Origin of the sequence: Sphaerisporangium sp. NPDC088356, assembly GCF_040685555.1 — a bacterium.
Classification (GTDB): Bacteria; Actinomycetota; Actinomycetes; order Streptosporangiales; family Streptosporangiaceae; genus Sphaerisporangium.
Genome location: NZ_JBFBIK010000012.1, coordinates 61,188 through 76,075, shown reverse-complemented (window position 1 = coordinate 76,075; position 14,888 = coordinate 61,188). Strand labels below are relative to the sequence as shown.

At 69.7% G+C, this 14,888-nt stretch carries 16 protein-coding genes; 7 read left to right on the top strand and 9 right to left on the bottom strand.

Features of this window, described 5'->3' with window-relative positions; all coding sequences use genetic code 11:
• Positions 1-93: 93 nt before the first annotated feature.
• Positions 94-540, bottom strand: a complete 447-nt coding sequence (locus tag AB0O34_RS07550; protein WP_363913715.1) for a hypothetical protein — start codon at positions 538-540, stop codon at positions 94-96.
• 286 nt (positions 541-826) lie between these two features.
• On the opposite strand from AB0O34_RS07550, the gene AB0O34_RS07545 reads away from it, so the two are divergent.
• A complete protein-coding gene (locus AB0O34_RS07545; RefSeq protein ID WP_363913713.1) occupies positions 827-1,615 on the top strand; it encodes a helix-turn-helix transcriptional regulator in 789 nt (262 codons plus the stop codon).
• A gap of 181 nt (positions 1,616-1,796) precedes the next feature.
• On the opposite strand, the gene AB0O34_RS07540 is transcribed toward AB0O34_RS07545, so the two are convergent.
• On the bottom strand, positions 1,797-2,348 hold the full coding sequence (locus AB0O34_RS07540; protein WP_363913711.1) for a hemerythrin domain-containing protein: 552 nt from the start codon (positions 2,346-2,348) through the stop codon (positions 1,797-1,799).
• Positions 2,349-2,627: 279 nt separating this feature from the next.
• Between AB0O34_RS07540 and AB0O34_RS07535 the strand changes: the two genes are divergently transcribed.
• Positions 2,628-3,608, top strand: coding sequence for a hypothetical protein (locus AB0O34_RS07535; RefSeq protein WP_363913709.1), 981 nt, complete (start codon positions 2,628-2,630; stop codon positions 3,606-3,608).
• 150 nt (positions 3,609-3,758) lie between these two features.
• On the opposite strand, the gene AB0O34_RS07530 is transcribed toward AB0O34_RS07535, so the two are convergent.
• Together AB0O34_RS07530 and AB0O34_RS07525 are read right to left on the bottom strand one after the other, a co-directional pair.
• Positions 3,759-5,639, bottom strand: coding sequence for a sigma-70 family RNA polymerase sigma factor (locus tag AB0O34_RS07530; protein WP_363913707.1), 1,881 nt, complete (start codon positions 5,637-5,639; stop codon positions 3,759-3,761).
• 400 nt (positions 5,640-6,039) lie between these two features.
• Positions 6,040-6,540, bottom strand: coding sequence for a hypothetical protein (locus AB0O34_RS07525; protein WP_363913705.1), 501 nt, complete (start codon positions 6,538-6,540; stop codon positions 6,040-6,042).
• A 176-nt stretch (positions 6,541-6,716) separates the two neighbouring features.
• Between AB0O34_RS07525 and AB0O34_RS07520 the strand changes: the two genes are divergently transcribed.
• The gene (locus tag AB0O34_RS07520; RefSeq protein ID WP_363913703.1) at positions 6,717-7,307 is read left to right on the top strand and encodes an MMPL family transporter; all 591 of its coding nucleotides are present in this window, start codon (positions 6,717-6,719) and stop codon (positions 7,305-7,307) included.
• Here AB0O34_RS07520 and AB0O34_RS07515 read toward each other — a convergent pair.
• Positions 7,294-7,446, bottom strand: a complete 153-nt coding sequence (locus AB0O34_RS07515; RefSeq protein ID WP_363913701.1) for a hypothetical protein — start codon at positions 7,444-7,446, stop codon at positions 7,294-7,296. The two genes, AB0O34_RS07520 and AB0O34_RS07515, sit on opposite strands and share 14 nt — an antisense overlap.
• A gap of 137 nt (positions 7,447-7,583) precedes the next feature.
• A complete protein-coding gene (locus AB0O34_RS07510; protein WP_363913699.1) occupies positions 7,584-8,573 on the bottom strand; it encodes a glutathione S-transferase family protein in 990 nt (329 codons plus the stop codon).
• A gap of 869 nt (positions 8,574-9,442) precedes the next feature.
• Between AB0O34_RS07510 and AB0O34_RS07505 the strand changes: the two genes are divergently transcribed.
• The 4 genes from AB0O34_RS07505 to AB0O34_RS07490 are packed head-to-tail and all read left to right on the top strand — an operon-like array spanning position 9,443 to position 11,914.
• On the top strand, positions 9,443-10,147 hold the full coding sequence (locus AB0O34_RS07505; RefSeq protein WP_363913697.1) for a GAF and ANTAR domain-containing protein: 705 nt from the start codon (positions 9,443-9,445) through the stop codon (positions 10,145-10,147).
• Positions 10,148-10,166: 19 nt separating this feature from the next.
• Entirely contained in the window at positions 10,167-10,565 is a 399-nt protein-coding gene (locus AB0O34_RS07500) for an STAS domain-containing protein (protein ID WP_363913695.1), read from the top strand.
• Positions 10,566-10,586: 21 nt separating this feature from the next.
• The gene (locus AB0O34_RS07495) at positions 10,587-11,681 is read left to right on the top strand and encodes a quinone-dependent dihydroorotate dehydrogenase (RefSeq protein ID WP_363913693.1); all 1,095 of its coding nucleotides are present in this window, start codon (positions 10,587-10,589) and stop codon (positions 11,679-11,681) included.
• A gap of 29 nt (positions 11,682-11,710) precedes the next feature.
• The gene (locus AB0O34_RS07490; protein ID WP_363913691.1) at positions 11,711-11,914 is read left to right on the top strand and encodes a heavy-metal-associated domain-containing protein; all 204 of its coding nucleotides are present in this window, start codon (positions 11,711-11,713) and stop codon (positions 11,912-11,914) included.
• Between the two features lie 6 nt (positions 11,915-11,920).
• Here the strand turns inward: AB0O34_RS07490 and AB0O34_RS07485 are convergent, their stop codons facing one another.
• The 3 genes from AB0O34_RS07485 to AB0O34_RS07475 form a co-directional block, all read right to left on the bottom strand.
• Positions 11,921-13,600, bottom strand: a complete 1,680-nt coding sequence (locus AB0O34_RS07485) for a beta-N-acetylhexosaminidase (protein WP_363913689.1) — start codon at positions 13,598-13,600, stop codon at positions 11,921-11,923.
• Positions 13,601-13,649: 49 nt separating this feature from the next.
• Complete coding sequence (locus AB0O34_RS07480) at positions 13,650-14,504, bottom strand: N-acetylmuramoyl-L-alanine amidase (protein ID WP_363913687.1); 855 nt, start codon at positions 14,502-14,504, stop codon at positions 13,650-13,652.
• Between the two features lie 93 nt (positions 14,505-14,597).
• Entirely contained in the window at positions 14,598-14,846 is a 249-nt protein-coding gene (locus AB0O34_RS07475) for a hypothetical protein (protein WP_363913685.1), read from the bottom strand.
• Positions 14,847-14,888: the final 42 nt, after the last annotated feature.

The following is a 14,888-nucleotide window of genomic DNA, read 5'->3' as shown; positions in this document are numbered from 1 at the left end:
AGCAGGAGGCAGGGCGGGTTCGGCCCCCGTTCACGGCCGGGTCATCCGGCGGGCCGGCGGTTCTTCAGCCGGCCGTCGTGCCGCCGTCCGGGGCTACCACCAGCCGGTGGGGGAGCCGGCGTCGCAGTCCCAGGTGGGGTCCTTGATGACGCAGGCGCGGAACGCCCGGGTCGAGCCGGAAGCCGTCGCGTACCCGCTGGTGTAGTTGCGGGTGCCGATCAGCCGTTCGTCCTTGCCGTCCCAGCGGCGGTCACCGTTGGTGTCGACCTCCATGACGACGTACCGATCGGAAGGGCCGTTGAGCACGCGGCCCCAGCCGTACTGGACGCCCCCACAGGTGCCGTAGCGCACCTGCACGGTGTAGCCGTTGACGTCCCGCTGCGTTCCCGTCTGGACGTTGGTGCACGAACCCGGGTCCGACAGCCAGGTGGCGGCGTTGGCCGGGGTCGTGGCGGTGACCGAGGTGGCCGCGGTAACGGCCAGCGCTCCGAGGAACGTGGCGATTCGACGCCGGTTATTGGTCGCGAGAATTCCAGACATGCTGCTCCCAGGATAGGTCTTTTGAATGGACACGAATTTCGAGAATGGCGAACGAGACAGGGCATGGACCCGCCGGGATACGCGGGATCGCGGAGAGCCGGCGAAGGCGAGCGCCCTTGACCCGGTGCCGGTCTCGCTGTCAGCAAACAGGTTCGCATCGGTTCTCGACAGGCGGCAAGCGAAGTCCCCGGGATGGGATACTGGGATGTCCCACCCCTGGTGAGCTGCGTATTCGCCGCATGGGTGGGACACGGGTGGGATGCCCGCCGCCGGCCGAAAGGACACGATGACGCAGATCAGGGAAGTCGAACAGTTCGCCGCCCTGCTCCAGATGCTCAAGGACCGTTCGGGGGCCAGCTTCGAGATGCTGGCCAGGCGCACCAATACCAGCCGTTCCAGCCTGCACCGTTACTGCTCGGGGTCGAAAATCCCGGCCGACTACGACACGGTTCGCGCCTTCGCGGGGGCCTGCGGCGCGACCGGAGAACAACTGCGGGAGCTGCACCGGTTATGGGTGCTGGCCGACGCCTCCCGAGGGCGAATACCCGAATCCGGGCCCGATATCGAAACGCAGGAAGACACCGGGCCCGGCGAATCAACGGTGGGGGGCGTTTCAAAAACCCGTTCTTATGTCCGCTGGATCGTGGTGGCCGCCGTCGCGGCGGCCGGGGTGGCCGTCGCCGCCCTGTGGGCGACGGTGCGCGGACCGGAGTCGCCGGAGTCGCCGGCGAGCGGCGAGGCGCGGCGGGGTGCCGCCACGACCGTGGCGATCCGGGTGTTCAACATCGAGGGCGACTGCCAGACCCGTAAGGACCGGTTCCCCGCCTGCAGCCTGGGCCTGGCCCGCGACCCTCGGCGGAGGTACGACGCCACGAACGTGGTCGCCCACCGCGTATGGCATGACGACGTCCTGTACGGCGACTGTGTGCTCTTCGACGGCGACCGGGTCGAGGACGAGCGCGGGGTGGGCGCGACGCGTTGGTTCCGTGTCCGGCTCGATGACGTGCCCGGTGGCCACGCCTGGCTGCCCGCCGTACGCAGCGCCGAGAACCCGGCCCTGCCCATCTGCTCCTGACGGTCGCCGCGCGGCCGGTTCGACGCGACGAACGGACCCCGCACGTTGACCGCGACGGTGGCCTCGAACTACTCCAATCCGAGATCTTCCACCGGGCCGGTCAGGTAGACCGCCGCGTTGTTTCTATGCCCTGCCATCGTGGAAGGGGCAAGGCTGTCGGTGCCGCCGCGGCCGGCTCGATTCATGTCGGGTACGTGCCTGCCTGGCCGGGGGTGGTGGTCAGGAGGAAGGCAGGGCTTGACGTGTCCCAGTTTGGCTCGTTCAGCCAGTTGAGGGCCGCGACGATGCGCTTCTCCTCGTAGACGAAGTGCGACTCCAGAAGGGCGGCCAGGCCGTCCAGTTGGGCTCGCACGTGCCGCGCCTCGGCCGGGCCCGGATTCGGCGCGAGGCCGCCGAGCAGTCGCTCCAGCTTCAGCAGGGCGTCGGTCACCAGGCGGTGGTCCCGTTCCAGCTCGTCGAGCACGGGCCGCAGTTCGGGGAACCGCTCCGCCAGGACGGGGAATCCACCGTCGTCTTCTCCGGTGTGATGCCGGCTCAGCGCCGAGCAGAATGTCAGGCAATGGGCTCTGAGGTCGCGCGGCCGCTCACCACGGCCGTCGAGGTGGGAATCGACGTTCTCACGGAGCCGGGCAAGCTCCTCGCGAAGCCAGAGGTGCACTTCGATCAACTGATTGCCGAATGCCGCGAGGCGGCCAGAGTGTTCCATGGTGGTCCCATGATTCGGCGCCTCCATGCCCTCGGCGGTCTGTATGCCGGGTACACCGCGACGCTGACGTGGGATTTCATCATCCTTTGGGCGGGCCGTCAAGCAGGGCCGTACCGGAGATCAGAAGTGTGGGCAAAGGTTCGGAGTTCTCGCGGCGGCGCCGGGTGGAGGCGAGGCCGTGGAGCCGGATATTTTCTTGTTCCACGACGTGAATCCGATCGGCGGAGGGTGATCTTTTCCAGTGCCTTTTCATGACGTCGGCTTCCAAGCTCGTGTGCGACCTGATCCGGGGGAACAGTAAGGCGTATGATCACGACAGGCCGAGGAGGGGGACTCGTGGTCGTAACCCGTGGTGGCCCGCCCGGAGAACGACGGATCGGCACGATTGTGGATCCTGATGTGCCGTGGGATGTCGCGAACTTGTTGCGCGGTAACGAGCGGCTTCTTTCCCGCATCCGCGCTGGTTGGACCCCCGAGCACCAGGCCGACTTCGGTGATCCGAGATTTTCGCGTTCCATTCGTGTCATCAGCGCGGGCACGGCCTCATTCGCCATCGTGCTCATGCTGTTCAGCCGCGTCATCGGCACTGCGGTGTTCGCGCTTCTCATGGGGCTCGTGCTGGTGGCCTATCTGCTCATGGGCGGCGGGTCGAGCGCGCATGAGGAGGACGAAACACCGGAGCGCATCGTATACGGACAGGCTCGCCGGTACGAAGGCCGTTATCTCCTTCCCGAGGATTTCGACCCCGCGAGCAGGGAACTCCTCGCCCGTTCCAGGGTGGCGATCGATTCGGTCCTGCGGTCACGGGTGAATCAGGAAGGGCTGATGGACGACATCGGCAACGCGGTGATCCTTCCCGCCCACGAGTGGGAGATCGCGCGCCTGCTGGCCAAGTTGTCCGCGTTGCGTTCCGAACACGCCGAGATCGTCGGTGTGAACGTTTCTCAGGAGGTGTCGGCGGTCGTCAGCCCGCTGGAGCGGGCGCTGGCGGCGAGCGAGGCCGCGGTGACCGCCCGGGTCGAGGCGCTGGAGCGGTACTCCCGGCACATCGCGCAGGCCGAGCGCGCCTACCAGGCTCGCGACCAGATCGAGGCGTTGCGCGAAAGGCTGCCCCGGTACGAGGAACTGCTGGCGGAAGCCGGGTCCGACAGCCTGGCCGTGCCCGAGATGGCGACACTCGCCGCGGACGCCGATCGCCTCGAACAGGCTTTGAAGGACAGCGTGAGATCCGCCCACGAGGCGTTCCGCTACCTCGACGGCCCGGCGCGTGAACAGGACAAGGCATGAGTCCACCAGCCTGGATATGAGTCGAGCTGAATTGGAGAAGTCTGGACCCGTTCCCCCGCCTTCGGGCCGCCGAAGGAGAGGTCCTGCCCGTCGCCGAATACCAAAAGGAGTTCGACAGGGTCTACGAGGTCTCCCGCGACACCGCAGAGGTCAGCGCGCCGACTGGAAGGCGCGGCCCGTCAGGGTCGCGAGCCCGTTGCCGCGGAACAGCCCGCTGTTCGGTTCGGTGTCCGAGGCGGGGAGGCCGAACCACCCCCAGCGCCGCACGTACGGCAGGGAGGCCAGCATCTTGGTCGAGGCGGTGAGGAACGCGGCCTGCCGCGCGTCGGAGGGGTAGCGGGTGCCGTTCGAGAAGTCGACGAGGGCGTACTCGGTCAGCCAGATCGGCTTGTGATAGCGCTTGTACACGGCCTGTAGGTAGGACTTGAGCTGGGCGACCGCGTTCGCGGTGCGGAAGTCGGCGCCGTACCAGTGCACGGCGACGAAGTCGACGCGGTAGCCGCGCGCGGTCGCTCCGGACATGAAGCGGTCGAGCCACCCGCCGGGCTTGTCCCCGCCGAACGCCACGGACGGACTGCCGAGCACGCGGCCGGCGGCCATGAGCTTGGGCCACAGGGAGAGCGCCTTGTCCACGGTCATGTTGGCCTGGGCGGGCAGGTCCGGCTCGTTGAACCCGAGCAGGTACGGGCCGGCCCTCTTCGCCTGGGCGAGGTTCGCGGGGGTGACGCTGGCGGGTCCCCAGATCATCGGGACGAACTCCACGGACTTGGGCGTGCTGACGCCGTCGTGGTTCGTGTTCCACGTGTAGTACCAGCTCGCGCCCGACTTGGCGAGCGCCGCGCCGAGGCCGGGCATCTTCCACACGCCCACCCCCTTCTTGGGCGAGGCCGCCACGGGGGCGGGGGCGCGGGAGGCCTTTTGCCTGCTCGGAGACGGGGAGTGCCGGGGCGTCGGGGTCGTCGGCGGTGACGGTGACGGCAGCACCCTCAAGGACGTCCGGGGTTTCACGACAGGTTCGGCCACCGGCGCGGGCGTGGTGACGAGGTGCCCGGCCACCACCACTGCGGCGACGACCGCGGCCACTCCTGCGGCGGCCGCCGGACCATGGGGCACGGACGACAGCAGCTCGCGCGGCCCCCGTGACCCAACGGCGTGGGACGCCCGATGCGCGCCGCGCCCCGCGAAAAGGTGCGTGGCGACGTGCCTGATCGCGTCGGTGGCGGGAGGTATGACCTGGAGGTGGTCCAGCAGGAAGCCGGCGGGCACGGGCAGCAGCGGCATCCCGCTGAGCAGCCGGTCGATGGGCAGCAGCCCGGCGGCGCGCCGCCCGCAGGTCGAGCAGCCGCGCACGTGCCGGGCGAACCGCTTGCGCCACAGCGGGCTGGGCACGCCGTCCCAGTTCGAGGTGAGGGTGCGCAGTTCAGTGCACCCGGAGTCGGCACGTAGGGCCCGCACGACCGTACGAGCCGTCTGGACCTGCTCCTTCATGCGCTGGACGCGTACGGCGGCGTGCCGGCCGGACAGGCGGAGCGCGCCGGCGAGGTCCGCGCGGCCGAGTTCGCCGGTCTCCTCCAGCCACCACAGGGCGAGAAGCGACCGGTCGTCGTTGTCCAGCCACCGGGTGGCCTCGGCGACCTCGCGGCGCTGGTCGGTCAGCCCGAGCCGGAGGACGGTCACGGCGGCGAAGTCGGACTCGGGGTCAGGGACCTCGGTGGCGGTGTCCAGGTCGGCCCTGCGGTTCTGCGCGGTCCGGCGGTCCTGCTCGTGGTCGCGTACCTGGCGGACGGCGATCGCTACCAGCCAGGACCGGTACGCCTTCGGGTCGCGCAGGTCGGGCAGGGCGCGGACGACCCGCAGCAGCGTCTCCTGGACCACGTCGTCGACGTCGTTGTGCCCGTTCAGGGCCCGGCCGACGATGTTGTAGACGAGCGGGAGCGAATCGGCCACCAGATCGTCCAGTGCCTGCTGGTCGCCGTCGCGGGCGGCCGACACCATCGCCGTGTCAGGTCCGCCCCTACCGGTTCCGGGCATCGCGCTCCGCTCCCTGTGTCAGTCGTCCCTGCGTCGCCCGCGTGCCGCCGGGCCGGGCAATTGTCTCCATAGATGGACATTTCTCTCTACAAGCGGAGATCTGGCGAGTACCTCCCTGAGAGGAGACCCGCCGAGCCACCAGGGGACAACGAAAATTCGCGGCACTTGTCAACATTTCTGTTGTCGCCGGCCTGCCCGCCGGTCTCCTGTACAGGAGCGAACGCGTCCAGGCCGCGGGACGCGATGACGGGAAAGGCGTCCGAGTGGACGATGCACGCATGCGATCACTGGTGTGGGGAAAGATCAAAGGGCGCCGCGCCTTCTCGGGGGAGAAGTGCGACGCCCTGGCGGCGTTGATCTGGAACCGCTCCGGCGGATCGCGCGTTGCGTATGGAAACGGTTACTTCGACAGGTAGATGACCTTCCAGGTGCCCGCGTAGAGGCAGTTCAGCGACGGCTTGGAGGACCCTGCCTCGGAGCAGACCTTCAGCTCGACCTCGTACACGTCCGGGTACTTGAACGAGAAGGACTTCGGCGAGCCGTACGTGCAGTCGCGGACGGTGTGGTGCTTGAAGGGCAGGTTGCCGCTGTCGTCCAGGTAGGTGATGCGGAAGACCGCGAGGCCGCACGACGAGCCGCGCGTGAGGTCGGAGACCTTGCCGGAGATCTTCACCGTGTCAGCGGTGGGGATGTCCTCGTGGTCCTCGCCCGTGGCCGACAGGGAGCCGGCGGCCTTGGCCCGGCGGCCAGGGGCGTAGTACGTGCCCCACCCGGAGAAGGAGGAGGACGAGGCGGTGGTGGCCGCGTCCGATGTGCCGGTGGACGCCTGTGCGGCGGTGGGGGCGATCGCGACGAAGGCGGCGGCCACGGCCAGGCCGGTCAGGGTGCGGGTGATCGTCATCGGGCGGTCCTCTCTGTTCGTGATGACCGCAGTATGTGATCGGCCGGTTGCAATCGCCTTGACCAGTCGCTGCAAACGGGTATCAAGCACCGTCGATCGGACGGCTATCGCCGTCGTGGCCGGCCGTCGACTCGTGGCGCGCGTTGATGACGCGAGCAGAGCATATTAGGTGGGCCATGCTGTGGGGGGCACGCGGCAAGTGGCTCACGATCATCGTGGCGCTGATCCTCTCCGGTCTCGCGCTGGCGTTCGGCGGGGCGTCGAAGGTCGACAGCGACCCGGCGGCCTCCCTTCCCAAGGGCGCCGAGTCCGCGGCGGTCGTGCGGCTGCAGCAGCGGTTGCCAAGCGGCCAGCTCCTCCCCGCCCTGGTCGTGTACAGCCGTGACGGGGCGCTGACCGGGCAGGACAAGGCCGCGATCGGGTCCGGCGCCAAGCGGATGGCCGCCCTGGCCGCAGGGCGCCGGGTGCCGCCTCCGGTCTTCTCGCCCAAGGATGACGTGGCGCTGGTCTCCGTACCGCTCGCCGGGTCGCTCACCAACGCCGAGCTCGCCGAGGCGGTCGGCGAGATCAGAGCGGAAGCCCGACAGGGGCTGCCCGCGGGGGCGCGCGTCGAGGTGACCGGCGGCGCGGGCTTCAAGGTCGACCTCGCCTCGGTCTTCGACGGCGCCGACATCACCCTGCTCGCCGTCACCGCCGGCGTGGTCGCGCTTCTCCTGCCGAGCAGTTCCGCGACCGGGTGGAGGCCATCGCCGGTCAGGAGACGCTGAGCCGGGCCTTCCCGGCCGGAAGCGCCCAGCCCGTGGTGATCATCTCGCGCACGTCGGCGGCCGAGGCGGTACGCGCGGCGGCCTCCGCCATCCCGGGGAACCCGCGCGTCACCATCGGGGAGAGGACGCCCGAGTACACCCGCGCCGACGTGGTGCTCCGCGCCGAGCCGGGCAGCGAGGCGAGCTTCGCCGCGATCAGGCAACTACGTGAGGCCGTACACGCCGTGGCCGGCGCGTCGGCGGTCTGGTGGCCCAGTGCCCCGCAGGACCCGGCCCTCAGGACGACAGGCGCTCCCGGCCATGAGGGGCGTTCCAGTCGAGCAGGGGACCGGCCGGCACGATCCGGGTCGGGTTGATCTGCGGGTGGGTCCCGTAATAGTGCCGCTTGATGTGGTCGAGGTTCGTGGTCCCCCCGAAGGCGGGGCGCTGGTAGAGATCTCTGGCGTACGCCCACAGGTTCGGGTAGTCCACCAGGCGGCGCAGGTTGGCCTTGAAGTGGGTGACGTAGACCGCGTCGAAACGGGCGAGCGTCACCCACAGCCGTACGTCCGCCTCGGTGAGCCGGTCGCCGAAGAGGTACCGGCTGCCGCCGAGGCGCTGTTCGAGGTCGTCCAGGGTCGCGAAGAGCTCCGTGACGGCCTCGTCGTAGGCCTCCTGGCTCGCCGCGAAGCCGCAGCGGTAGACGCCGTTGTTGACCGTGGCGTAGACCCGGTCGTTCAGCGCGTCGATCTCCGGCCCGAGGTCGACGGGGTAGAGGTCGACGCTCGTGTCCGCCCACCGCTCGAACTGGGTGCCAAGGTCGATCGTGATGTCGGGGAAGTTGTTGCTGACGATGCGCCCCCTCTCGCGGTCCCAGAGCACCGGCACGGACACATGGCCGTCGTAGCCGGGATCGCTCGCCTCGTACGCCTCGCTCAGCAGCGTGAAGCCGTTGACGGGATCGGCGGTGTGCCCGGGGCCCTCGCGGAACGCCCATCCCCGGCCGTCGCGGACCGGGTCCACCATCGACAGCGAGACGACATCCTCCAGCTTCTTCAGCGCTCTCACGATGATCGACCGATGAGCCCAGGGGCAGGCCGCGGACACGTACAGGTGGTAGCGGCCGGGCTCGGCCGGGTAGCCGCTGCCGCCGTCGGCGGTCACCCGGTCCCTGAAGCTGTACGGCGGGCGGGTGAAGGCGCCCTTCGCTCCGGTGGAGGACTTCAGCCCGTAGTCACCGTGAGCGGAGAAGTCCACCGGGCTCGCGACAGCGGATGTGTTGGTCACCGATGCGGTCCTTCCTGTGAAGATCCGGCCCGGCATCGTGCACCGGCCGCCGGAAGTCGCCAGGTTTCACGACTACACCATCGCCGGGCCTCCTGCCTCGGCGGTACCCGCACCCGGCTTTCCGGATACGGGCGAGGGGTGCGAGACGCCTAAACCGGAAATATTGTTAATTAAGGCTTTGACCTGCGATTTCCCGCGCGCCGACGCTGCCGTCAGCGTCCCGTGCCCCGCCCTGGCCGCATGATGACCGGCCAGCGCATAGGCTGACAGTGAGCCGTAGCGGAAATGTCACATCAGCATCGAACGTGTGATCTAATCCTGCTTGTGGCGCCGCACGCCTGTGCGGGGTCGCGCTCACCTAATTGCATCCAGTAGTCGCGGAGCGAACCTGATCGCTCACCTGCGGCCATGCGCCTGTCCGGGCCACATCGCACGGACAAGCTAGCGGAAGCCGTACGAGCGAGGCCAACGCCGTTCGACACCCTGATTTTCGACCACGTGGGTCAACCACTTGGCCAGAGTCATCGTGCCGCACTACGCTTTGTCGCAGATCATTCCGCCCTGTGTCCGCGGAGCTTCCTCTCAAATGGAGGTGGCACCGCCATTGGCACGGGCGTTGACCATGTCAAGCGCGCTGTGGCCCCGCACATCGCCGGCCGCGCTCGTCGATTTACTCCGTCCGACAGACGGTGTCGTCGGCGTTCCTGATTTCGCCCCCCGGATCCCCAGGCGATCCGGGTTGTTCGGGTTGTCACTCCCCGGCGCTAGCGAAAGCGGGACTGTTGTGCCCGATTTCGGGCAGATGTCATGCGATTACGCATGCCTCTCCATGAGCCGGCGCAGGGGTGAGGTTCTCAAGAGGATGGGAAATGACACGTATTGATCCGGAGTCCTTGGTCGCGAGCCTCAGAGGCGTGCAGAAGGCGTCGGAGGCCACCGGGGTCGTCCACCACTTGGAGCGCATCGTGCGTGTGGTGGACCGCCTGTTCGGCTATGCCGGTGCCGGTCTCATGTTCGCCGATGAGGGCAAGGCACTGCGTTACCTGGTGACGACCGACGAGGCCGGACGCAGCCTGGAGCACGCGCAGGCGGCGATAGGACGGGGACCATGCGTGTCGGCGTTCCACAACAACGCCGCGGTCACCACGCGCGACGTCCAGACCGACGAGCGGTGGCCCGACCTGGCCGAGCTGTTGCATCCGAGCGTGCGGGCGGTGGCGGGGGTTCCCGTACGCCTGGGAGACGGGCCGGTGGGCACTCTGAACGTCTACCAGGCCGAGCCGCACGACTGGGAGGAATCCGACACCCAGGCCCTCCTCGCCTATGCGCACGTCATCGAGGAAGTGCTCGCGGCGGCGGTGAAGGCCGAGGAGAAGAGCGCGCTGGCCGACCAGCTGCAGTACGCGCTCGACTACCGCATCGTGATCGAGCGGGCGATCGGATACCTCATGGGCAAGCACGATCTGACCGCCGCCCAGGCCTTCACCGGCCTGCGTAAGCGGGCGCGTGACAGCCGGCGCCGGGTCGCCGACCTGGCCGCCGAGATCCTGGGCGAACAGGCGCCCCCAGCCTGAGCGCCGGTCGATCGTGATAGTGATCACACCGTACGATCCCCCGCTGTGGACGGCGCTGGGGATGACTCTGCACGGCGACCTCGACATCGAGGGCGCCGCGGAGTTGCGCCGCCGCCTTCCCGTCCTGCTAGCCCGCCACCGGCCGCTTCACGTGAACCTCGACCTGGCCCACGTGAGGTTCCTCGACTGCTCGGGGGCCCGCACGCTGAAGTGGCTGGACCGGTGCATGCGCGATAGCGGGGGCACGCTCACGATCGTCCGGCCCTCCCCGCGGGTCCTGCGCCTGCTCAGGGTGCTGGAGTTCGACCGCCGGCTGCGGATCAGCCAGGAGGACCGGCGCGACGACGTTCCACCGGAGAGCTGGAGGACCATCAGGCTCAGCTCGCTGCGCGTGGTCCGCGATCCGAGCCTCAACTGATCCGGGCTACCCTGATCGGTGATGTATCGACTGCTCTTCGCGCAGGTGCTCCGGCGGTTCGACGCCGAGACGGTGCACCACCTGACCATTCGCGCACTCCGGGTCCTCTCGCTCGCGCCCGTCGTGAAGCGCCGGCTCTACCAGAGCCTGGCGCCACGCGACGAGGCGCTCCGCATCCAGGCCTTCGGGGTCCACTTCCCGAGCCCCTTCGGGCTCGCGGCGGGCTTCGACAAGGACGCCGGCTGCGTGGAAGCCCTGGCGGCTTTCGGCTTCGGCCATGTCGAGGTGGGCACGATCACCGCCCACGCCCAGCCGGGCAACCCCCGTCCGAGGCTGTTCCGGCTGGTGTCCGATCACGCGATCGTCAACCGCATGGGCTTCAACAACCGCGGCGCCCAGCAGGCCGCCCGGCGGCTGCGCCGGCCTCGAAGCCTGCCCGTGGTGGTCGGGGTGAACATCGGCAAGACCAAGGTCATTCCCGAGGAGCTGGCCGTGCGCGACTACGTCGCCAGTGCCAGGAAGCTCGCCCCGCTCGCCGACTACCTCGTCGTGAACGTCAGCTCCCCGAACACCCCCGGCCTGCGCGACCTCCAGGCCGTCGAGCTGCTGCGGCCGTTGCTGAAGGAAGTGCTGCGGGCCGCCGGGCGCACGCCGTTGCTCGTCAAGATCGCCCCTGATCTCGCGGACGAGGACATCGACGCCGTCGCCGACCTCGCGGTCGAGCTGGGCCTCGCGGGGGTCATCGCCACCAACACCACCATTGGCAGGGAAGGCGTGTCCCCGGCCGAGGCGGCAGGTGCCGCCGAGACCGGCGGGTTGTCCGGGCGGCCGCTCAAAGCGCGCTCGCTGGAGGTGCTGAGAAGGCTGCGCGCGCGGGTGGGCGACCGCGTCACCCTGGTCTCGGTCGGAGGCGTCGAGGACGTCGACGACGTCTGGGAGCGCCTCCTGGCGGGGGCCACCCTGGTCCAGGGCTACACGGCGATGATCTACGAGGGCCCGCTCTGGGCCTGGCGGATCAACCGGGGGCTGTCGCGCAGGCTGCGCCGCCACGGGTACAAGTCCATCGGCGAGGTGGTGGGCCGGGTGGGCGGCCAGCGCCGTCGTGCCATACCCTGACTGGGTACTTCTGTGAGGAGGATGGACCCATGACCACCAGCACTTATACCGTCACCGGCATGACCTGTGGCCACTGCGTGAGCTCCGTCAAGGAAGAGGTCGGCGAGGTGCCGGGTGTCACCGGTGTCGAGGTCGACCTCGGGAGCGGGCGTGTCGAGGTGTCCGGAGGCGGCCCCCTCGACGACGCGGCCATCCGCGCGGCGATCGAGGAAGCCGGCTACCAGGTCTCCTAGTCCGCCTCAGTCCAGGCTCGGCCGGGTGGAGTCCGCCGCGTGGGTGAGCTCCTCCAGGCGGCGCATCACCTCGGCCACCGGCACCGCTCCCGGCCGGTGCCGCCGGGCGCCCGTCCCCCCGCGCTGCCACGGATGCGGTCCCGCCGGCGGGCGGTACTCCACGCCGTAGGCGTCCAGCCGGTCGAGATGCGCGGGCAGCGCGCCGTCGAATCCCTCAGCGTTGCCCGACCAGGTCAGGTGGGCCACCGCGCACCCGCGCGGCCAGGCCCGGTAGTCGAGGGTCCGCCCGTCGGGGATGCGCTCGGTCCAGAGCTGGAACTGCGCGCCCAGCACCCGGCCCGCCTCCTCGGGGGTCCAGGACGCCGGCACGGTCTCGAAGGCCGCCACGTCCCCGACGGTGATCGTGTCGCCGATCGCCACCGGCTCCTCGGGAGACGCGGCCTCGGCGTAGTCGAAGTACAGGGGGAACACCGAGGTCGCCACGATGTCGTGCCCGGCCGCCGCGGCCCGCCGCCCGACCTCCACGCCCCGCCACGGCATGACGATCGTGTCCTCGCGGAGCATCCCGCTCACGAACGCCTCGTCCCAGACCACGGCGAGGGAGCCGAGGCCCGCCAGCACGTCGGCGAGCCTGCGCAGGAACCACGCGTGCAGGTCGCCGGGGGTGGCGAGCCCGAGGGACTCCCGGTGGCCGTTGATCTCGGCCGAGGCGGCCCACTCGTCGAGCACGCACTCGTCGCCGCCGATGTGGAAGTACGGCACGGAGCCGAGAGCCTCGATGATCTCCGCGAACACCGTCGCCAGGAAGTCGATCGTGGCGGGCAGCGGGGACAGGATCGCGGGGGAGATGCCCCAGCGGTCCAGCACCTCGTGGCGCCCGGCCGGGTCGGCGCCGAGGTGCGGGTACGCCGCGAGGATCGCCGACGCGTGCCCGGGGACGTCGATCTCCGGCACGATCGTCACGGCCCGCGCACGGGCGTAGGCGGCGATCTCCGACAGGTCCGCCAGGGTGTAGAAACCGCCGTGCGGGGTGCCGTCGTACTCGGTCTCGCCGTGGAAGTGCTTGGTGGTGGTCCGCGCCCGGTGCGATCCGATCTCGTGCAGCAGCGGGTAGGCCTGGCTCTCCACCCGCCAGCCCTGGTCGTCCGCCAGGTGGAGGTGGAGGCGGTTCAGCTTATGGACCGCCAGCAGGTCGATCATGCGGAGCACTTCACGCTTCGGCATGAAATGTCGGGAGACGTCGAGGTGGGCGCCTCGCCACGAGAAGCGCGGCGCGTCCTCGATCCGCCCGCACGGGACCGACCACCGGGCGCCCGGCAGGGGTACGGACCGGAAGGCGTCCGCCGGCAGGAGCTGGCGGAGCGTCTGGCCCGCGTACAGCGCGCCCGCCACGTCTCCGGCGCTGATCCGTACGGCCTCAGGAGCCACCGTCACGGCGTAGGACTCAGCGCCGAAGCTCGGGTCGAGCTCGACGCTGATCGTGGCCTGGTGCGCCGTCTGAGCCCCGCCGGGAGCCGTGCCGGCCCGCGCGGGGTTCGTCTCGCCCTGCCGGAGGTCCAGTACGGCCAGCGCCAGCCGTACGGCGTCGACCAGATCGGCGGGACCGGACACCGCGGCGCCCGGGGTGAACTCGAAAGAGCCTGGCGCGGGGGCGAGGACCTTCGGACGCGGGATCAGGTCAGTCATGCCCCAGATCATGCCAAAATCGCCCGTGGCGCCCACCAGTGCCCAGGGGTCAGCCGAGGTACTTCTGCAGGCCCTCGGTGAGGGATACGGCGATGCGCTGCCGGAAGCTCGGGTCCTTGAGCTTGGCGGCGTCGGTCGGGTTGCGCATGTTGCCGGTCTCGATGAAGACCTTCGGCACCGTGGAGAGGTTGAGCCCGCCGAGGTCGCTCCGGTAGTCGAGCGCGTCCTTGCCGAGGTACGTGGAGTAGGGCATGCCCGTGCCGGACTTGTAAGCGTCGCGCAGCGCGAGGCCGAGCTTCCTGGAGGGCCCCACCACGGGGTCGACCGGGCCGTTGATCTTCTTCGGCATGATGATGTGGAAGCCGCGGCCCGAGGCGGGGGCGCCGTCGGCGTGGATCGAGACGGCGGCGTTCGCGTGGGCCCTGTTGCCGATGGCCGCGCGCTGGGTGATGCAGGGGCCCACGCTCGTGTCGCTGCCGCGAGTGAGCTTGACGGTGGCGCCCTTGGCCCTCAGCAGCTTGACCATGCGGTTGGCGACGTCCCAGGTGAAGGCGGCCTCGGAGTAGCCGTCGTTGGTGGAGGTGCCGGTGGTGTCGCACGGCTTCCACTCGGTGAGGACGTTGACCTTCTTGTTGATCACCTCGGGGTGCCGGTAGTTCCCGCCGTTGTGGCCGGGGTCGATCACGATGACCTTGCCGGCCAGTGGCTTGGCGGGGGACGGCGTGCCGGCCGTCGCGGCCCGTGCCGAGGTGGACGCCGCCGGCGGGGCCACGCTTCTCATCTCGGCCGTCTGGGGCACGGCGTCGGTGGCGCCGGCGGCGCTGGTGCTCGCCGCCGCGCCGCAGGCTGAGGCGCCCAGCCCGCACAGGGCCAGGAACGTTACGGCCAGTGCACGACTGGTCACGATGATCCCCTTCGAAGACGACCTGTCCGCAACCCAACCTACGCGTATGCGCGTGGTGGACCGGCCGCTATGCGAAACGGGGACGGGCGACGACTACCAGGCGGGTTCGCCGAGATTCTGCTTCTGCAGCAGCGCCGCGAGTTCCCTGGCGTCCTCAGCGTCCAGGCCGAGGACGACGCGAGGGCGGCCCCACGGATGGTCGATGGAGTGGGCGACGTAGCTGGCGACTGACTCGGTCGCGCCCTCGTCGTCCTTTCCCCGGGTGGCCCGCCAGTGCGCCCACGCACGCTCTAGCTCGGCCGCCGCGCGCTGGGCGCACGAGACCAGTTCCGGATCACGCATGTCTACCCCCCGGTCAGACGCCGGCCGCCTGGCCCGGCGGGC

Bases quoted from the DNA above. Each gene is read 5' to 3' on its own strand.
- AB0O34_RS07550 (WP_363913715.1), bottom strand. From the start codon at position 540: ATGTCTGGAATTCTCGCGACCAATAACCGGCGTCGAATCGCCACGTTC.
- AB0O34_RS07545 (WP_363913713.1), top strand. From the start codon at position 827: ATGACGCAGATCAGGGAAGTCGAACAGTTCGCCGCCCTGCTCCAGATG.
- AB0O34_RS07540 (WP_363913711.1), bottom strand. From the start codon at position 2,348: ATGGAGGCGCCGAATCATGGGACCACCATGGAACACTCTGGCCGCCTC.
- AB0O34_RS07535 (WP_363913709.1), top strand. From the start codon at position 2,628: ATGATCACGACAGGCCGAGGAGGGGGACTCGTGGTCGTAACCCGTGGT.
- AB0O34_RS07530 (WP_363913707.1), bottom strand. From the start codon at position 5,639: ATGCCCGGAACCGGTAGGGGCGGACCTGACACGGCGATGGTGTCGGCC.
- AB0O34_RS07525 (WP_363913705.1), bottom strand. From the start codon at position 6,540: ATGACGATCACCCGCACCCTGACCGGCCTGGCCGTGGCCGCCGCCTTC.
- AB0O34_RS07520 (WP_363913703.1), top strand. From the start codon at position 6,717: ATGCTGTGGGGGGCACGCGGCAAGTGGCTCACGATCATCGTGGCGCTG.
- AB0O34_RS07505 (WP_363913697.1), top strand. From the start codon at position 9,443: ATGACACGTATTGATCCGGAGTCCTTGGTCGCGAGCCTCAGAGGCGTG.
- AB0O34_RS07495 (WP_363913693.1), top strand. From the start codon at position 10,587: ATGTATCGACTGCTCTTCGCGCAGGTGCTCCGGCGGTTCGACGCCGAG.
- AB0O34_RS07490 (WP_363913691.1), top strand. From the start codon at position 11,711: ATGACCACCAGCACTTATACCGTCACCGGCATGACCTGTGGCCACTGC.
- AB0O34_RS07485 (WP_363913689.1), bottom strand. From the start codon at position 13,600: ATGACTGACCTGATCCCGCGTCCGAAGGTCCTCGCCCCCGCGCCAGGC.
- AB0O34_RS07475 (WP_363913685.1), bottom strand. From the start codon at position 14,846: ATGCGTGATCCGGAACTGGTCTCGTGCGCCCAGCGCGCGGCGGCCGAG.